This is a genomic window from Rhizobium sp. Root1220 (assembly GCF_001426265.1).
GTDB lineage: Bacteria > Pseudomonadota > Alphaproteobacteria > Rhizobiales > Rhizobiaceae > Rhizobium.
Window position 1 is genome coordinate 577,754 of the sequence record NZ_LMDG01000001.1, and the last position, 16,864, is coordinate 594,617.

Annotated in this window: 17 protein-coding genes and 1 other RNA gene; 7 read left to right on the forward strand and 11 right to left on the reverse strand. The window is 61.2% G+C overall.

What is annotated here, in order from left to right:
* The 5 genes from rbfA to rimP all read right to left on the reverse strand — a co-directional run bounded on the left by rbfA (position 1) and on the right by rimP (position 6,259).
* Complete coding sequence (rbfA, locus tag ASC90_RS02835; RefSeq protein WP_056535094.1) at positions 1-414, reverse strand: 30S ribosome-binding factor RbfA; 414 nt, start codon at positions 412-414, stop codon at positions 1-3.
* 74 nt (positions 415-488) lie between these two features.
* On the reverse strand, positions 489-3,197 hold the full coding sequence (gene infB, locus ASC90_RS02840; protein WP_056535096.1) for a translation initiation factor IF-2: 2,709 nt from the start codon (positions 3,195-3,197) through the stop codon (positions 489-491).
* 102 nt (positions 3,198-3,299) lie between these two features.
* Positions 3,300-3,989, reverse strand: a complete 690-nt coding sequence (locus ASC90_RS02845; protein ID WP_056535097.1) for an RNA-binding protein — start codon at positions 3,987-3,989, stop codon at positions 3,300-3,302.
* Complete coding sequence (gene nusA, locus ASC90_RS02850) at positions 3,989-5,593, reverse strand: transcription termination factor NusA (RefSeq protein ID WP_056535099.1); 1,605 nt, start codon at positions 5,591-5,593, stop codon at positions 3,989-3,991. Before nusA ends, ASC90_RS02845 begins: the two co-directional genes overlap by 1 nt.
* A 60-nt stretch (positions 5,594-5,653) precedes the next feature.
* Positions 5,654-6,259 carry a ribosome maturation factor RimP gene (gene rimP, locus ASC90_RS02855; RefSeq protein WP_056535101.1) on the reverse strand — a complete coding sequence of 202 codons (606 nt, stop codon included), beginning with the start codon at positions 6,257-6,259 and terminating at the stop codon, positions 5,654-5,656.
* Positions 6,260-6,490: 231 nt separating this feature from the next.
* On the opposite strand from rimP, the gene ASC90_RS02860 reads away from it, so the two are divergent.
* On the forward strand, positions 6,491-8,122 hold the full coding sequence (locus ASC90_RS02860; RefSeq protein ID WP_056535258.1) for an MFS transporter: 1,632 nt from the start codon (positions 6,491-6,493) through the stop codon (positions 8,120-8,122).
* A 40-nt stretch (positions 8,123-8,162) separates the two neighbouring features.
* On the opposite strand, the gene ASC90_RS02865 is transcribed toward ASC90_RS02860, so the two are convergent.
* Positions 8,163-9,416: a lytic murein transglycosylase gene (locus tag ASC90_RS02865; RefSeq protein ID WP_056535103.1), complete on the reverse strand. Its 1,254-nt coding sequence runs from the start codon at positions 9,414-9,416 to the stop codon at positions 8,163-8,165.
* An 8-nt stretch (positions 9,417-9,424) separates the two neighbouring features.
* Positions 9,425-10,030, reverse strand: coding sequence for a recombination mediator RecR (recR, locus tag ASC90_RS02870; protein ID WP_056535105.1), 606 nt, complete (start codon positions 10,028-10,030; stop codon positions 9,425-9,427).
* A 57-nt stretch (positions 10,031-10,087) separates the two neighbouring features.
* On the opposite strand from recR, the gene ASC90_RS02875 reads away from it, so the two are divergent.
* Entirely contained in the window at positions 10,088-10,705 is a 618-nt protein-coding gene (locus ASC90_RS02875; protein WP_056535106.1) for an MOSC domain-containing protein, read from the forward strand.
* A gap of 49 nt (positions 10,706-10,754) precedes the next feature.
* Here the strand turns inward: ASC90_RS02875 and ASC90_RS02880 are convergent, their stop codons facing one another.
* From ASC90_RS02880 to ffs, 3 genes are all read right to left on the reverse strand, one after another.
* Positions 10,755-11,078, reverse strand: a complete 324-nt coding sequence (locus ASC90_RS02880) for a YbaB/EbfC family nucleoid-associated protein (RefSeq protein ID WP_056535108.1) — start codon at positions 11,076-11,078, stop codon at positions 10,755-10,757.
* Between the two features lie 22 nt (positions 11,079-11,100).
* Positions 11,101-12,975 (reverse strand): DNA polymerase III subunit gamma/tau, encoded by a 1,875-nt coding sequence (locus tag ASC90_RS02885; RefSeq protein ID WP_056535110.1) that lies wholly within the window; start codon positions 12,973-12,975, stop codon positions 11,101-11,103.
* Positions 12,976-13,021: 46 nt separating this feature from the next.
* An RNA gene (gene ffs / locus ASC90_RS27590) (signal recognition particle sRNA small type) lies at positions 13,022-13,118 on the reverse strand.
* Positions 13,119-13,207: 89 nt separating this feature from the next.
* On the opposite strand from ffs, the gene ASC90_RS02890 reads away from it, so the two are divergent.
* From ASC90_RS02890 to ASC90_RS02910, 5 genes are all read left to right on the forward strand, one after another.
* Positions 13,208-13,618 (forward strand): HIT family protein, encoded by a 411-nt coding sequence (locus tag ASC90_RS02890; RefSeq protein WP_056535260.1) that lies wholly within the window; start codon positions 13,208-13,210, stop codon positions 13,616-13,618.
* Positions 13,615-14,577 carry an NAD(+) diphosphatase gene (gene nudC / locus ASC90_RS02895; RefSeq protein ID WP_056535112.1) on the forward strand — a complete coding sequence of 321 codons (963 nt, stop codon included), beginning with the start codon at positions 13,615-13,617 and terminating at the stop codon, positions 14,575-14,577. Before ASC90_RS02890 ends, nudC begins: the two co-directional genes overlap by 4 nt.
* Positions 14,578-14,586: 9 nt before the next feature.
* Positions 14,587-15,273, forward strand: coding sequence for a YafY family protein (locus tag ASC90_RS02900; RefSeq protein WP_056535114.1), 687 nt, complete (start codon positions 14,587-14,589; stop codon positions 15,271-15,273).
* 68 nt (positions 15,274-15,341) lie between these two features.
* Positions 15,342-15,542 (forward strand): hypothetical protein, encoded by a 201-nt coding sequence (locus tag ASC90_RS02905; RefSeq protein WP_056535116.1) that lies wholly within the window; start codon positions 15,342-15,344, stop codon positions 15,540-15,542.
* Positions 15,543-15,605: 63 nt separating this feature from the next.
* On the forward strand, positions 15,606-15,974 hold the full coding sequence (locus ASC90_RS02910) for a VOC family protein (protein ID WP_056535117.1): 369 nt from the start codon (positions 15,606-15,608) through the stop codon (positions 15,972-15,974).
* A 26-nt stretch (positions 15,975-16,000) separates the two neighbouring features.
* On the opposite strand, the gene ASC90_RS02915 is transcribed toward ASC90_RS02910, so the two are convergent.
* Entirely contained in the window at positions 16,001-16,861 is an 861-nt protein-coding gene (locus tag ASC90_RS02915; RefSeq protein ID WP_056535119.1) for a prephenate dehydratase, read from the reverse strand.
* Positions 16,862-16,864 lie beyond the last annotated feature (3 nt).

Below are 16,864 nucleotides of genomic sequence, written 5' to 3' on the forward strand. Positions count from 1 at the left end.
CTATGATTGTTCTTCGGTATCGCCGCCTTCAAGGTCACGCATGACCTCGGGCGAGCGCAGCAACTCGTCGATCTTCTTGTAGTTGTCAAAGCTCGTATCGTCGCGGAAACGGACTTCCGGCATGTATTTCATCTGCCGGAGCTGCGGCCCAAGACGACCGCGAATGTATTTGGCGTGACGGTTCAGCGCCGCGATGATCGCGGCATGGTCAGCGACGCCGAGCGGCGTGACGAAAGCCGTCGCGACCTTCAGATCGGTCGACATGCGGACTTCGGAAATCGAGATGACGGTTTTTTCGATCACGTCGTCCCGCACTTCTCCGCGCTGCAGAACCTGTGTGATCGCCGCGCGTACCTGCTCGCCGACGCGCAGCATGCGCTGCGAAGGTGCGGAGGTTGTTGGTCTTGTTGCCATTATTCTTTGCCTCAAAAGGTTCGGGCGCCGGACTGGATGATCCGGCGCCCGTCCACAATTCTAGTCTCGCACGATCAGAGAGTGCGGGTGATATGCTCGACGCGGAAGCACTCGATAGTGTCGCCCGCACGGATGTCTTCGTAGTTCTCGAAGGCCATACCGCACTCCTGACCGACCGGAACTTCCGATACTTCGTCCTTGAAGCGCTTGAGCGTCTTGAGCTTGCCTTCGTGGATGACGACGTTGTCGCGCACCAGGCGGACGCCTGCACCACGCTCGACCTTGCCTTCGACGACACGGCAACCGGCAACCTTGCCTGTCTTCGTGATGTTGAACACCTCGAGGATCTCGGCGTTGCCGAGGAAGGTTTCGCGACGTTCCGGAGAGAGCAGACCGGACATTGCCGCCTTAACATCATCGACCAAATCGTAGATGATGTTGTAGTAGCGGATCTCGATGCCTTCACGCTCTGCAGCGGACCTAGCCTGCGCATTGGCGCGGACGTTGAAGCCGATGATCGCGGCATTGGATGCCTCGGCCAGCGAGATATCCGATTCCGTGATAGCGCCTGCACCGGAATGCACGATGCGGGCACGGACCTCGTCGGTGCCGAGCTTGTCAAGCGCGCCGGAAATGGCTTCAATCGAGCCTTGGACGTCGCCCTTGATGACCAGCGGGAATTCCTTGAAGCCCGTATCCTGCAGCTTGCTCATCATCTGTTCGAGCGAACCGCGCTGGCCGGACTGGCGGGCAGCCGCCTTGTCGCGGGCAAGCCGCTGGCGGTATTCGGAAATCTCGCGGGCGCGGCTTTCGTTCTCGACGACGGCAAACTTGTCGCCGGCTGCAGGCGTCCCTGAAAGACCCAGAACCTCTACAGGCATTGCCGGGCCTGCTTCCTTGACGTGATCGCCCTTGTCGGTGACCAGGGCGCGAACGCGGCCCCAGACGTCGCCAGCAACGATGATCTGGCCCGGGCGCAGCGTACCGTTCTGGACGAGCACGGTGGCCACGGCACCACGGCCGCGATCGAGCTGGGCTTCGATGACCGTACCTTCCGCCGTGCGGTTCGGGTTGGCCTTGAGGTCAAGAATTTCAGCCTGCAACAGTACGGCTTCGAGAAGCTTATCAAGGTTGAGACCGGTCTTGGCGGACACTTCCACGTCGAGCACTTCACCGCCCATGGATTCGACGAAGACTTCGTGCTGCAGCAGTTGGTTGCGAACCTTCTGCGGATCAGCTTCGTGCTTGTCGACCTTGTTGATGGCAACGATGATCGGAACGCCGGCCGCCTTGGCATGGCTGATCGATTCAATCGTTTGCGGCATGACGCTGTCGTCGGCCGCAACCACCAGGATCGCGATGTCGGTTGCCTGCGCACCACGAGCACGCATGGCCGTAAAGGCGGCGTGGCCGGGGGTATCGATGAAGGTGATCTTCTGGCCGTTCTGTTCGACCTGATAAGCACCGATATGCTGGGTGATGCCGCCAGCCTCGCCGGAGACGACGCTGGTCTTGCGGATAGCGTCGAGCAGCGACGTCTTGCCGTGGTCGACGTGACCCATGATGGTGACGACCGGCGGACGCGAAACGCGCTCGCCTTCGCCATCGGCAACGTTGAAGATGCCGAGTTCGACGTCGGATTCAGACACGCGCTTGACCGTGTGGCCGAACTCACCGGCGATGATTTCTGCCAGGTCGGCGTCGATGACGTCACCCGGCTTCATCATCTGGCCTTCCTTCATCAGGTACTTGATGACGTCGACGGCGCGTTCGGACATGCGCTGCGACAGTTCCTGAATGGTGATGGTCTCAGGCAGAACAACTTCGCGAATAACCTTTTCGCGGGTTTCCTGCATCTGGCTGCGGCGGAACTTTTCCTGCCGGCGGCGCATGGCGGCCATCGAGCGCCCACGGGCAGTACCGTCGTCGTCGACGCCGGCGGTGCCGATCGTCAGCTTGCCGCGGCGACGCTCGTCTTCGGTCTTCGGACGTGTCGTAACGGGCTTTGCAGGTTCCGGGCGGACAACGCGGCCACGAGCCGGAGCACCGCGCGGGGCCGGGCGTTCTTCCTGCTCGTTTTCGCGACGGCGAACCCCGCCTGGCGCTGCGACAGCACCGGCAGCCGGACGGGCCGACTGATCGCCATCGGCGCGACGCACAGCCGGTGCAGCTGCCTGGACGCGCGGGGCTTCGGCCGGAGCCGATGCAACCGGTGCCGGCGGAGCGGCAGCAGCTTCGGCTGCACGGACCGCATCCTCTGCGGAACGGCGCTTGGCTTCCTCTGCTTCGGCTGCCTGACGGACAATCTCCTCGGCGGCTCGGCGCTTCTCGTCCTCGGCGCGGCGGACAGCGTCCTCCGCGTCGCGCACCTGCGCCATGGCAAGGGCGCGGCGGCGCGCATCCATTTCTTCCGGCGACAGATGGTTCAAGACCACCGGACGCGGACGATCCTGCTGGCGCGGTGATTGCGATGAAGGCTGCGAGCGCTGCTGCTGGCCACCCGGCTGATGGATCCGCGGCTGCGGTGCCTGTGGCGCTCGCGCCTGAACAGGTGCCGGCGCCGGTTCCGCTGCGCGAACTGGAGCCACCGGTGCGGCCGGGGTAATCGGACGTTCGTCTTCAGGGCGCATCGGGCGCCGCTTGCGGGTCTCGACAACGACCGCCTTGGTGCGGCCGCGACCCATATCCTGGCGCACGGTGCCCTGGCTTACGCCCGACGGCTTCAGGGTCAGAGTCTTCTTGCCTGGTCCGTTCAGTGTCTTGTCGTCATTGCTATCGGTCATTCGTTCCCGTTCCTTCGGACAGGGAGCGATGACGTCATCAGGCCCTGTCAATCAAATAGTGTCGATCAATGATCTTGGGACCGGACAAGTCCGGTGACCGTATCATTGTTTTTGCCGGCCAGCGCCGCCCGCTGCCCGGGACTGACCGCCATTGCGGTACTGTTCGAGCATCTTTGCGCGCTTCACTACACCTTCACCCGCCTGCCCTGCAAGCACTGCAGCATGGATAAAAGCGTTCTGACCCATCAGGCCTTCCATTTCGCTCTCCGAGAAGAGGTGGTAGGAAGGTATTTCCTCCTCGGTTTCCATCCCGAGATGCCAGGCCTTGCGGGCCTGGTCGATTTTTCTCACGCCATCGGCTGCTGCGTCCGTTGCATGGAACACAGCGATGGCCGCGCCACTCCTGATCGCAGCATCCACTTTCGAGGAGCCGCTGATGAACTGCCCGGCCTTACGGGCCATGTTCATCATCTGCATCAACTGCTGTGCCAACAGCTTGTCGACGACTTCGCCGAGATCGGCCGCGACCTTAACTTCCGTCTTCAGGGCACGGGCGAAGGACTTCTTCGCCACTGCCTTGTCGACCAGCGCACGGTCGATCTTCACCCAACAGCCGCGTCCCGGAAGCTGGCGCTTCAGGTCTGCGACCACTGTCCCATCGGGAGCGGCAACGAAGCGGATCAGCTCACCCGGCGATCCGCTTTCGCGCGTCACGATGCACATGCGACCATTCACGTCATATCCTGCAAGATCGTCGTCCTCAGGAGAAACGGTAGGCTCACGCGCGGACATTAAACTTCCTGCTCGGCCTCGGGAGCTTCTTCAGCTTCCGCTTCCTTCGCGAGGTCTTCCTCAGTGATCCAGCCAACCGCGAGGCGGGCCTGAACAACCATCTGTTCGGCTTCGACGCGCGACACATCGAACTTCGAGAACAGACCTTCGAACTTCTTGGTCTCGCCGTTCTTGCGTTCGCTCCAGCCCACGAGATCGTCAGCTGCGCAGCCGGCGAAGTCTTCCATCGTCTTGATGCCGTCTTCGCCAAGCGCGACCATCATCTGGGCGGTCATGCCGTCGATCTGGCGCAGGTCGTCCTCGACGCCCAGCGCCTTGCGCTTCTCATCCATTTCGGCTTCCAGCTTTTCCAGAAACTCGCGAGCGCGGGTCTGGATTTCCTGTGCCGTGTCTTCGTCGAAGCCATCGATCGACGCAATTTCGTCGAGCTCGACGTAAGCCAGTTCCTCGACAGCCGCGAAGCCTTCGGAGGCCAGAACCTGCCCGACCATTTCGTCAACGTCGAGCGAGTCCATGAACAGGTTGGTGCGTTCGTTGAATTCCTTCTGACGGCGCTCGGATTCCTCGGCTTCCGTCATGATGTCGATGTCCCAGCCGGTCAGCTGCGACGCCAGCCGAACGTTCTGACCGCGGCGACCGATGGCGAGCGACAGCTGCTCGTCCGGAACCACGACTTCGATGCGCTCCGCGTCTTCGTCGAGAACGACCTTCGCGACTTCGGCCGGCTGCAGGGCGTTGACGACGAAGGTCGCCGGGTCCTGCGACCAGGGAATGATGTCGATCTTTTCGCCCTGAAGCTCGCCGACAACGGCCTGAACGCGCGAACCGCGCATACCGACGCAGGCGCCGACCGGATCGATCGAGCTGTCGTTCGAGATCACCGCGATCTTGGCACGTGAACCCGGGTCACGGGCAACCGACTTCACCTGAATGATGCCGTCGTAGATTTCCGGCACTTCCATGGTGAAGAGCTTGACCATGAACTGCGGATGGGTACGCGACAGGAAAATCTGCGGACCGCGCTGTTCGCGACGAACGTCGTAGACATAGGCACGGACGCGGTCGCCATAGCGGACGTTTTCACGCGGAATCATTTCGTCGCGACGGATGATGCCTTCGCCACGGCCGAGATCGACGATGACGTTTCCGTACTCGACGCGCTTGACGGTGCCGTTGACGATTTCGCCGACGCGATCCTTGAATTCGTCAAACTGCCGGTCACGCTCAGCTTCGCGGACCTTCTGGACGATCACCTGCTTGGCGGACTGGGCAGCGATACGGCCGAAATCCATCGGCGGAAGCGGATCGGCGATGAAATCGCCAAGGGCTGCATCCGGGTTACGGTCGCGGGCCAGTTCAAGCGGAATCTGGGTCGAATAATCCTCGGCCACTTCGACAACTTCGAGCAGACGCTGAAGGCGGATTTCGCCGGTCTTCGGGTTAATGTCCGCGCGGATGTTGGATTCAGTGCCGTAGCGCGAGCGCGCGGCCTTCTGGATCGCGTCTGCCATTGCGGCAAGCACGATCTCGCGGTCGATGACCTTTTCGCGCGCCACTGCATCTGCGATCTGCAGAAGTTCGAGCCGGTTCGCACTGACTGCCATGTCTTTTCTCTCCGTCTAGGCGTTCAGGGTTCCCTTCCCCGGCGCCACAAGTTGATCGGTTTATTCTTCGTCTTCCGCTTCGTTCTGGTTCGCGGCCTCTGCCTTCGCCAGCTTGTCAGCGCGCAGTGCATCACGGATCAGATCGTCGGTCAGAATGAGTTTCGCGTCGGCAAGCGCCGTGAACGGAATAACGATGGTCTGTTCTTCGCCCTCGGAAACCTGGTCACGCTCCAGCGTAAAGCCGTCCGTGTCGGTGGCAACGATCTTGCCACGGAAGCGCTTGCGATTGCCGACCATGATCGACGTTTCGCACTTCAGAAGATGTCCCATCCAACGCACAAAATCGGACTTGCGCACCATCGGCCGGTCGATGCCCGGCGAAGACACTTCCAGATGATACTCTTTATCTATCGGATCTTCCACATCTAGAACCGGAGAAACGGCCATCGAGACCTCCTCGCAGCCCTCGACATTCATCGTTCCGTCGTTGCGTTCGGCCATGATCTGCATGGTCGCGCCGTTCTGGTTCATCATGCGCACGCGCACCAGACGGTAGCCCAGGTCGACAAGCACAGGCTCGATAATCTCGGCAAGGCGCTGGTCAAGACCGGTCTCGGTGATCAGCCGCGGCTCATGTTCGTTGTCTACGTTCGTCGGATCCGACAAGCGATACGCTCCTAGCAATGTCGTGCATTTCGGATGATCGCGGTAATAAAAAAGAGCGGGTCCTTGCGGCCCACTCTTCATCAGACGATCAAGATTTGAGAGCCATATAGGCCGGTTTCCGCGAAAATGCAAGCTCTGTCGCGAACAGCCGGACGTATGGCTGAATGTGTAGCCATGATCATCATTCCGCATATATTGCATATGGAGTGAATGGATCGCGCGGGAGGAATCGTGGCGTACAGTTCTTCGACATTGGCGCCGCTCCGGCATGAAACCTATAGAACCATATGGTTCGCAAGCCTGGCCTCCAATTTTGGTGGCCTCATCCAGGCGGTCGGGGCGGCCTGGATGATGACGATCATCACCTCGTCAGGCGACATGGTGGCGCTGGTCCAAACGTCGACGGCGCTGCCGATCATGCTGTTCTCGCTTGTCTCTGGCGCGCTTGCCGACAGTTTCGATCGTCGAAGAGTGATGCTGACGGCCCAGTGCTTCATGCTCGCCGTCTCGGCGGCGCTCAGCGTCTGTGCCTATTTCGGCCTGTTGTCGCCGTGGCTACTGCTGTGCTTCACATTCCTGCTCGGCTGCGGCACCGCGCTGAACAACCCCTCCTGGCAGGCATCGGTGGGCGACATGGTGCCGCGCGCCGACCTGCCCGGCGCGGTGACGCTCAACAGCGTCGGCTTCAACATCACCCGCAGCGTCGGCCCCGCGCTCGGCGGTGTGATCGTGGCGGCGGCGGGCGCTGCCGCCGCCTTTGCCGTCAACACGCTGAGCTATTTCGCGTTGATCTATGCGCTGGTGCGCTGGAGGCCTGCCCTTCCCGTTTCAAGCCTGCCACGCGAAGCACTGGGAAGCGCCATCTTCGCCGGTCTGCGCTATATCTCGATGTCCCCCAACCTTCAGAAGGTGATGTTGCGCGGCCTGATTTTCGGTATCAGCGCCAGCTCGATACTCGCCCTTCTGCCGATCGTGGCACTGGAACTTGTCGGCGGCGGCCCGCTGACCTACGGCCTTATGCTCGGCGCCTTCGGTATCGGCGCGATAGGAGGAGCAGTATTGAATGCGCGCCTGCGCGAACAGTTTTCGAGCGAGACGATCGTTCGCCTTTCCTTTGCCGGATTTGCGCTCAGCGCGGCCATTGCGTCCGTCAGTCCTATGGCGGCGCTGACCTGCGTCGGATTGGTGATCTCGGGTGCCTGCTGGGTGCTGGCGCTCTCGCTTTTCAACACGATCGTGCAGCTTTCAACGCCGCGCTGGGTGGTTGGCCGGGCGCTATCGCTCTACCAGACGGTCACCTTCGGCGGCATTGCGGCCGGCAGCTGGATCTGGGGTGTGGCAGCGGATCGCTACGGCGTTGCCGATGCATTGCTCCTCTCCGCCGCAGTCATGCTCGTCGGCATCGTCGGCGGGCTTCGCTTCTCCATGCCGGCCTTCACATCGCTCAATCTCGATCCCCTCAACCGCTTCACCGAGCCATCACTCGGGCTCGACATCACCCCGCGAAGCGGGCCGATCGTCATTCAGGTCGACTATGACATCGCAGACGACGATCTCCCCGAATTCCTGATGCTGATGGGTGACCGCCGGCGGATCCGCATCCGCGACGGCGCCAAGAACTGGGCCTTAATGCGCGACCTGGAGAAACCCGGCAGCTGGACCGAGACCTATCATACGCCCACCTGGGTCGAATACATCAGGCACAACCAGCGCCGCACCCAGGCGGATGCCGAAAACGCCGATCGCCTTCGCGCGCTTCATCTTGGTGAGACGTCACCGCACGTACACCGCTTGATAGAGCGGCAGGCGATTCCTCCCGATGACGACGTCTTCTACAAGGCGCCCATCGATCTGCACCATTGAGGCAAACCATTTCATTGAATGAGCCGCGTGTCGAACGAGGCTACTTCAGCTTGCCGATCATCGACGCCTCGGGGTAGCAGGTCGGCTTCATGCCGCTTTTCTCCTGCCACCGGCCAATGGAGCGCCGCGTCTTGTAGCCCGGCAGGCCATCGGAACCGCCGACATCGTAACCCTTGTTTTCCAATGCTTTCTGCATGGTTGCAACGTCGGACCGCAACATCTTGCCGACGTCGCCCCACGGCCCCCGGAAGGGGCCAGACCCATAGGCAATCCGATCAGCAAGATTGCCGATGTAGAGGGCGTAGAGGTCGGAGTTGTTGTATTCCTTGATGACATAGAAATTGGGGGTTACCAAGAATTCCGGGCCGTCGCGCCCTGCCGGAACAAGCATCATGCCCGTCGCCTTCTTTTCATTCGACGTAAAAGCCTTGCCGGTCACACGCTCGATGCCAAGCGATGCCCAATGCGAAATTGGCTTGGCGAGATCGGGACCTTCCTGAGCACAGGACACCGTGGCGGGGATCGTCACCTCGTAACCCCAGCCGCGATCGCGTTGCCAACCCTTCTGCACAAGGAAATTGGCGATCGACGCAAGCGTGTCCGGCACCGAGGTCCAGATGTTGCGATGCCCGTCACCATCGAAATCGACCGCATACTTTAGGTAGCTGGTCGGCATGAACTGTGGCTGGCCGAGCGCGCCGGCCGACGAGCCCTTGAAACCGGCTGGCGTCACGTCGCCGTTCTCGATGATGCGGAGCCCGGCGATCAACTCGGTCCAGAACATGTCCTTGCGGGTCGACATGAAGGCCTTGGTGGCCAGAACCTCGATCGCTGAGTTCGGGATCTTCGCCGCGCCGAAACCGGTCTCGCGTCCCCAGATCGCCATCACGATCGAGCCGGGCACGCCATATGTCTTTTCGATCTTCTTCAAGGCCGACGCATATTGCGATGCGAAGCCGCGTCCGGTCACCGCAAGCCTCTTCAGGCGATCGTCGTTGAAGTAGGGGGCCGGCGAGGAAAACTCCGCCTGCGTCTGCTTCAGCTCCTTTGGTGGCGGAAAACCAGGAGGGGCAAGATCAGTCAGGTTCCAGTTCAATTCGACACCGGCAAAGGCAGCCCGAAACACCTGTTCGGAAATACCGTCCCTATGCGCTTCCGGCCAAAGATCGGCCTGCACCCATTTTTCGAACTGCGCTTCGACATTGGCCTTGGAAGCCGAGAGGGCCGGTAGGCATGAAAGGGTCAGCAAAGCCGCGCTCGCTACGAAAAGCCGGCCGAAATTGCGTCTGCTCATCCTTCCCCCTAAATTGCCGTGCGTGCTCTGACGGCCGCGGTCAACGTGCCTTCGTCAAGATAATCGAGTTCACCGCCGACCGGAACGCCGTGCGCGAGGCGCGTGATCTTTACGTCCAGACCCGACAGCCGGTCCGTTATATAGTGTGCTGTGGTCTGCCCCTCTACAGTAGCGTTGACGGCGATGATCAGTTCGCGGATGCCGCCGGCTGTTACCCGTTCTATAAGACCGTGAATGTTCAGGTCGTCAGGCCCGACACCGTCGAGCGGAGAGAGCGTTCCGCCGAGCACATGGTATGCGGCGTTGAGGACGGCAGCCCGCTCCAGCGCCCACAGATCCGAAACGTCCTCGACGACGATAATCACGGAGTGGTCGCGCCGGTCATCGGTGCAGACCGTGCACGGGTCAACAGTATCGACATTTCCGCAATGGGAGCAGATCTTGACCTTGTCGTAGGCCTCGCCCATTGCATTCGAAAGCGGTCCCAGCAACTGGTCTTTCTTCTTGATGAGATGCAGGGCAGCACGACGCGCGGAGCGCGGGCCAAGACCCGGCACCTTCGCCAGAAGCTGGATCAGTTTTTCGATTTCGGGGCCGGTGACTCGCTTTGCCATGAGCGGTTATTAGCCCATATGTTGGCAAAACGGAAACACGCAAGGATCGCAGATCGCATGAAAATCCTCGCTGTCTGCCTCGGCCATCCGGAAAGGCTGCCAGGCAAGAGCTACAAGACAGGGATCAACAAGCACCCGGTCGGCGCTAGCGTGATGGTCGATGCCCATGGGTTGGTTGGCGATGCGATTTGCAATCGCAAGCATCACGGCGGGGTGGACCAGGCCGTCTATCTCGAAGGCGCCATTACGCTGGAGTGGTGGTCGAAGTCCCTGGGTCACACGATCGAACCCGGTACCTTTGGCGAAAATCTGGTGATCGACGGACTCGACAACAGGACGGTCGCCGTCGGCGACAAATTCATAGCCGGCGATCTTGTTCTCGAGGTGACCGCCGCTCGTATTCCTTGTGCGACGTTCGCCGCCAAGATGGGCGATCCGCAATTCGTCAAGCGATATACGCGTGCGGCACGTCCCGGTATCTATTGCCGCGTCATAAGCGGCGGCATGGCGACCACAGGCGAAGCGGTCGACCTTCACCCCTTCACTGGTGCGAAGGTGACGTTGCCCGAGATGATTGCGACTTTCGGCCGGAAACTCTCGGCCGGTGACCGGGCGAGGTACCTCGCCGCGCCTATCCACTATAAGCTGCGCGCCGCTCTGGAAGCACAGGCCTAGCCGAGATCCTGCCTCGAAGGCTGGGAGGGTTGCTCCCGTCCCACGTCAATCAGAACGGCATCTTGAAGCCGGGCGGGATCGGCAGGCCGGCTGTGAGCGCCTTGGTCTTTTCGGCAGCGGCGGCTTCGGCCTTGTCCTTCGCGTCCTTGTGGGCGGCAACGATCAGGTCCTCAAGGATCTCGACATCATCCTCCTTGAACAGCGACGGGTCGATCTTCAGGCTCTGCATTTCGCCCTTTCCGTTCAGTATAACGGCGACAAGCCCGCCGCCTGACTGGCCTTCGGCCTTGAGCTCGGCGATCTCCGCCTGCATTTGCTCCATCTTGGCCTGCATTTCCTTGACTTTGCCCATCATGCCCATGATGTCGCGCATCGTCTTGCTCCTTCTTGGTCTCTCAGAATTCTATATCATCGCCGGGCAGGATATCGCCCTCTTCGGATTCGGCGGCAGCAGGAGGCTGGATCTCGCCCTCGTCCTCCGGCTCGGGAGCCCTCACGCGAACGTCGATGATCTTGGCGCCGGGAAATTGCGCGAGGATCGCGGCGACGTCCGGGTCCTCTCGGGCGTCGCTGACCTGCTGTTGCTTGGCACGGGCTTCGGCCTCGACCATGGTCGGCTGGCCTTCATCACGGCTGAGGCTGACGATCCAGTGGATGCCCGTCCAGTCTTTGAGCTTGACGGCCAGTTCGTTCAGCAGCGTCGGGGGCGCGCCTTCCGTCAGGTTGACATCGAGGCGGCCGGGCTCGACGCGGACGGGACGCACGAAATTGCGAACCAGCGCCTTTATCTTCGCATCGCGCTTCTCGGCCGCCAGATTGACAAGGTCGGCGATCGAGTTGACCGGGACGAGTGGCTGCGGCGCTTCGGCAGGCTTCGTCTCGGTACGACCGACCGGCAGGCTCTGTGGATCGGGATTGGCGACGGAACGAAGCATCGCCGTCGAACCGGACGGCTGCGGCCGCGATGCGACTGCCTCTGTGGAACGCGCCGTGACATTTCCCTGATAGTTGACCGTCGCGCCGTTGCCGCCACCGCCCCCCGACGGTGCGGATGGACGCGTACCGCTGCTGTTTTCGGAGAATTCCGCCAGACGCCGGGCCGCATCTTCAGGTGCCGGCAGATGCGCGGCATGCGCCAACCGGATCAGCACCATTTCGACAGCTCCGGCCGGGCGCGAGGAGGCTTCCGCTTCGGGAATACCCTTCAGCAGCATCTGCCAGATGCGTGACAGGGTGGTAACCGCAACGCCTTGCGCGAATTCGGCAGCTTTGGTGCGTTCGACTTCGCTCAGCGACGGATCGTTGGCCGCATCGGGCACGTATTTCAGCCGGGTCACCAGATGGGTGAAATCGGCGAGGTCGGTGAGCACGGCGACGGGGTTGGCGCCAGCTTCGTACTGACTTTCGAACTCGCCGAGTGCAGACGCAACATCACCTTTGACGATGTGCTGGAAGAGATCGACGATACGGGCGCGATCGGCGAGGCCGAGCATGGCGCGCACGGCTTCCGCCAGAACGCTGCCGCCGCCGTGGGCAATCGCCTGGTCGAGCAGCGAAAGCCCGTCGCGCGCCGAGCCTTCGGCAGCGCGGGCAATCATCGCCAGCGCATCGGGTTCTGCCTCGATGCCCTCCTTCGACGCGATCGTGGTGAACAGGCCGACGAGATCCGATGCGCTGATGCGGCGCAAGTCGAAGCGCTGGCAGCGCGAAAGGACCGTGATCGGCACTTTGCGGATTTCTGTGGTGGCGAAGATGAACTTCACATGCTCCGGCGGCTCTTCAAGCGTCTTCAGCAGACCGTTGAAGGCCTGCGTCGAAAGCATGTGCACCTCATCGATGATGTAGACTTTGTAGCGCGCCGAAACCGGACGGTAGCGCACCTGCTCGATGATCTCGCGGATGTCGTCGATACCGGTGTGGGAGGCGGCGTCCATTTCGATGACGTCGACATGGCGGCCTTCCATGATCGCCTGGCAATGCTCGCCGGGGATGCGCAAGTCGATCGTCGGCTTGTCGATCTCCGACGTCTTGTAATTGAGCGCACGCGCCAGAATACGGGCTGTCGTCGTTTTGCCGACGCCGCGGACGCCGGTCAGCATATAGGCCTGCGCAATACGGCCGGTCTCGAAGGCGTTGGTCAGCGTCCGAACCATCGGCTCTTGGCCGACCATCAGATCCGTGAAGTCCTTGGGGCGGTATTTGCGTGCCAGCACCCGGTACCCGGTGCCCGTCGAGGCGGCATCTTTTGACTGTCGCTCGGTGTCGCTCATCGCCCTGCTTAGCGCCCGATTGTTCGGGCAAAGAATGGAGAGAAGGGTGGGAGGCTGGCACGATGACCCGTGCCGGGCTCGTTAGGGCTGCTTCCTTCCGGACCTGACCCGGTTGGCGAGTGGCTCGTCCACCACCAACCTCCCGAAGGCACATATCGGCAATATCGCGATCAAAAGCAAGCCAAGCTCAAAAAAAACTGCTAGCCTTTGGAAAACCCTGGAGGAATGGTTGTTGGACGTCTTCGCGCTCGACCGGCGGCTTCAAAGCGACAGCCACAGCGTCATGCAGATCGGGCTCTGCGACCTGAGGCTATCAAAGGATGCGCGCTGGCCATGGCTGATTCTCGTGCCGCGGCGCTGTGACGTCAGTGAGGTTTTCGAACTGACGCCGCTCGACCAGGTAATGCTGACGTTCGAAACCGACTTGGTCGCCGCTACGCTCAAGAAGATCACCGGCGCGACAAAAATCAATGTCGGGGCCCTTGGCAATATCGTCCGCCAGCTTCATGTTCATGTCATTGCCCGCTTCGAAGGCGATGCCAATTGGCCGGGTCCCGTCTGGGGATTTGGAAAGGCGGAGCCATACGAGGAGGGGAAGAGAGATGAATTTATAGAGAAGTTGCGGGAAGCCCTTTCATCATGAGCCGTTCGCTTTTCGACCTGGATGTTCCCCATCCGGAACCCAGCAATCTGACCGCCTTTGCCGCCAACGACCTGATCCGCGACTCAGAGCATCGTGACGAAAGTTCGGTAGACAAGGCGTTGGCCCAGGACGGCACGCATATCTTTGCCTTTACCGGCGACAAGCTTGTCCTGAAACACGACGGACAAGTGCTTGATCCACTGTTTGCCCGTTACGAACTCAACGATCTCCAGCCGAATTGGGATGAGACCGTACTGCTTGGCTATCGCAAGACGGGCGAACCACGCCTTGCCGTGCCGGTCGGCGTTTCAGAGGATGAGCTTGCCTGCCAGTACAAGCCGGCCGATGGTCGTTCATTGTTTCGCGAGATGCTGATCGACGACGTCCTGCTTGGCGAATTCGCTCAGGGCGCCAGCCTGATCCGCTGGAACAGGGACAACAAATTCTGCGGCCGCTGCGGCTCGACGATGGATATCCACATCGGCGGATACAAACGGATCTGCACCGCCTGTGAGCACACGATCTTCCCGCGCACGGATCCCGTCGTCATCATGCTGGCGGTGGACGAGGAGCGCGATCTCTGCCTGCTGGGCCGAAGCCCGCATTTCGCACCCGGCATGTATTCGTGTCTCGCAGGTTTCGTCGAACCCGGAGAGACAATCGAGAACGCCGTTCGCCGCGAGACGCTTGAGGAGTCGGGAATTCAGATCGGCCGCATTCGCTACCACGCCTCGCAGCCCTGGCCGATGCCGCACACGCTGATGATCGGTTGTTATGCCGAGGCCAGATCGGCCGCAATCAAGCGTGATGAGCAGGAACTGGAAGACTGCCGCTGGTTCACTCGCGAGGAAACGATAGAGATGCTCGAGCGTCCCAGCCCGACAGGCAAGGCGCCGCCGCCGAAGGGCGCCATCGCCCACCGCCTGATGCGCGACTGGGTGGAGTGGAAGAACCGATAGGCTCACGTGATGGCTCGCTCGGAACGGCTGCTGACCCTGCTTCAGACATTGCGTCGCTACCGCCATCCGGTCAGTGGCGCCGTGCTCGCAACCGAGACCGGCATCAGCATCCGCACCCTCTACCGCGATATTGCGAGTCTCCAGGCGCAGGGCGCCCTGATCGAGGGCGAGCCCGGCCTCGGCTACATACTGAAGCCCGGCTTCATGTTGCCGCCGATGATGTTTTCGCAGGATGAAATCGAGGCGCTGGTTTTGGGCTCGCGATGGGTCGCGCGGGCCGCCGATCCGCGGCTGGCGGCCGCAGGTGCAGACGCTTTGGCCAAGATCGCCGAGGTGTTGCCGCGCGAGATGCGGGAGGAAGTCGAAACCTCGACCCTGCTCGTTCACCTTCGCCCCCCGATTGCCGACAAGGCCGACCTTGGCGTTATCCGCAAGGCGATCCGCACCGAGCGCATCCTGGAACTGACCTATACCGACGAGAGTGGGCGCGCTTCCATCCGCAACGTCTGGCCGTTCGCGCTCAGCTATTTCGAGCAGGTGCGCGTCATGGTGGCCTGGTGCGAGCTCCGGCAGGATTACCGCCATTTCCGGACCGACCGAATTGTCGAAATGGCACCGCAGGAAGTGCGCTATCCCCGCCGCCGTGCGGTGCTGCTCAAGGAATGGCGGGACCAGCAGGAGATTTCGTCCGATTGAAGACTACTGCCATAAACTGACAGTAGCTCGCGCTATTATCGGGACCAATCCAAACAGGAGGACTTGATATGACGCGCCTGAATTTCAACCAATCGACAAGCGGAGATCGACTTGTCGAGGACACGCCGACGCCGCCGGGATACCCTCAATCGCTGATACTCCGCATGATGCTGGACGCCTCGCGCAAGATGGCACGGACCGGCAATCCCCGCCTCGACCCGCAGGCCATGTCGGCAACAATGAAACGCGACCTCGGCTTCGCGGACTGAAGCGGTGTCCGAGGGGATGTACACTCCCAGCCATCACGCATTTCAAGACACCAGGATCACCAGATGACCAGCCCAAACCTCATCATACTCTACGTCCGTGATCCTGCCGAGAGCGCCAGCTTCTACCAGGCACTCCTCGGTCGGGACCCGGTTGCGGTCGCCCCGAATTTCGTCGCTTTCGCCCTCGACGGCGGCTTCACGCTCGGCCTTTGGCGATTGAGCAAGGTCGCTCCGCAGCCGTCCGCCATCGGCAGCCGCGCTGAGATCGCGTTCATGATCCCCGGTGAAAACGGCGTCTCACGACTCTACGAAGACTGGCGCAATCGGCGGATGCCAATTGCCCAGGATTTGACTGACCTGGATTTCGGGTCGACCTTCGTCGTACTTGATCCGGACGGCCACCGGTTACGCGTCTGTGAGCCGGATAAGTAAACAGTGGGGGCCGTTGCGCCCTTCCTTTACTTCTGCAGGTGGCCGCGCATCGGATGGCCCTTATAGACACCGAGAATCCGCACCTTTTCCGAGAAGAACCGAAGCTCCTCCAAAGCCCGCCGGACGTTGGCATCGTTTGGATGGCCTTCGATGTCGGCGTAAAACTGCGTTGCTACAAATTTGCCGCCCAGCTGATAGCTTTCCAGCTTGGTCATGTTGATGCTGTTGGTCGCAAATCCGCCCAGCGCCTTATAGAGAGCGGCGGGAATGTTGCGGACGTTGAAGACGAAGGTCGTCACCAGCTTTTCCTCTGCCGAATCCCGGTGGGCCCATTCTTCGTCGCGCGACAGCACGACGAAGCGGGTTACGTTATCTTCGGTGTCTTCGACATTCTCGGCAACGATATCGAGTCCGTAGAGATCGGCGGCAAGGCGCGGTGCAAGCGCCGCCATCGAACGGTCACCCGTCTCCTGCACCAGCTTTGCCGCGCCTGCCGTATCGCCGGCGATGACCGCCTTCCAACCGTTGGCCCGAACGATCTTGCGGCACTGGCCGAGCGCATGGATGTGGCTGTGGACGGTGCGGATCTCGTCCTTGGTCACTCCGGGCAGAACCATCAGCTGGAAGCGGATCGGCATGAAATACTCGCCGATGATGTGAAGTCGCGATTCGGGCAGCAGATGATGGATGTCTGCAACACGCCCAGCAATTGTATTCTCGATCGGGATCATTGCCAGGTCGGCATCGCCGTTATCGACGGCAACGAAGGCATCCTCGAACGTCTGGCACGGCAGCGGCTCCATGGTCGGGAACATGTCCCGGCACGCCATGTCTGAATTCGCGCCGAAGTCGCCCTGGAAGGCGATCCTGTTGGTCTTGATGTTCATAGG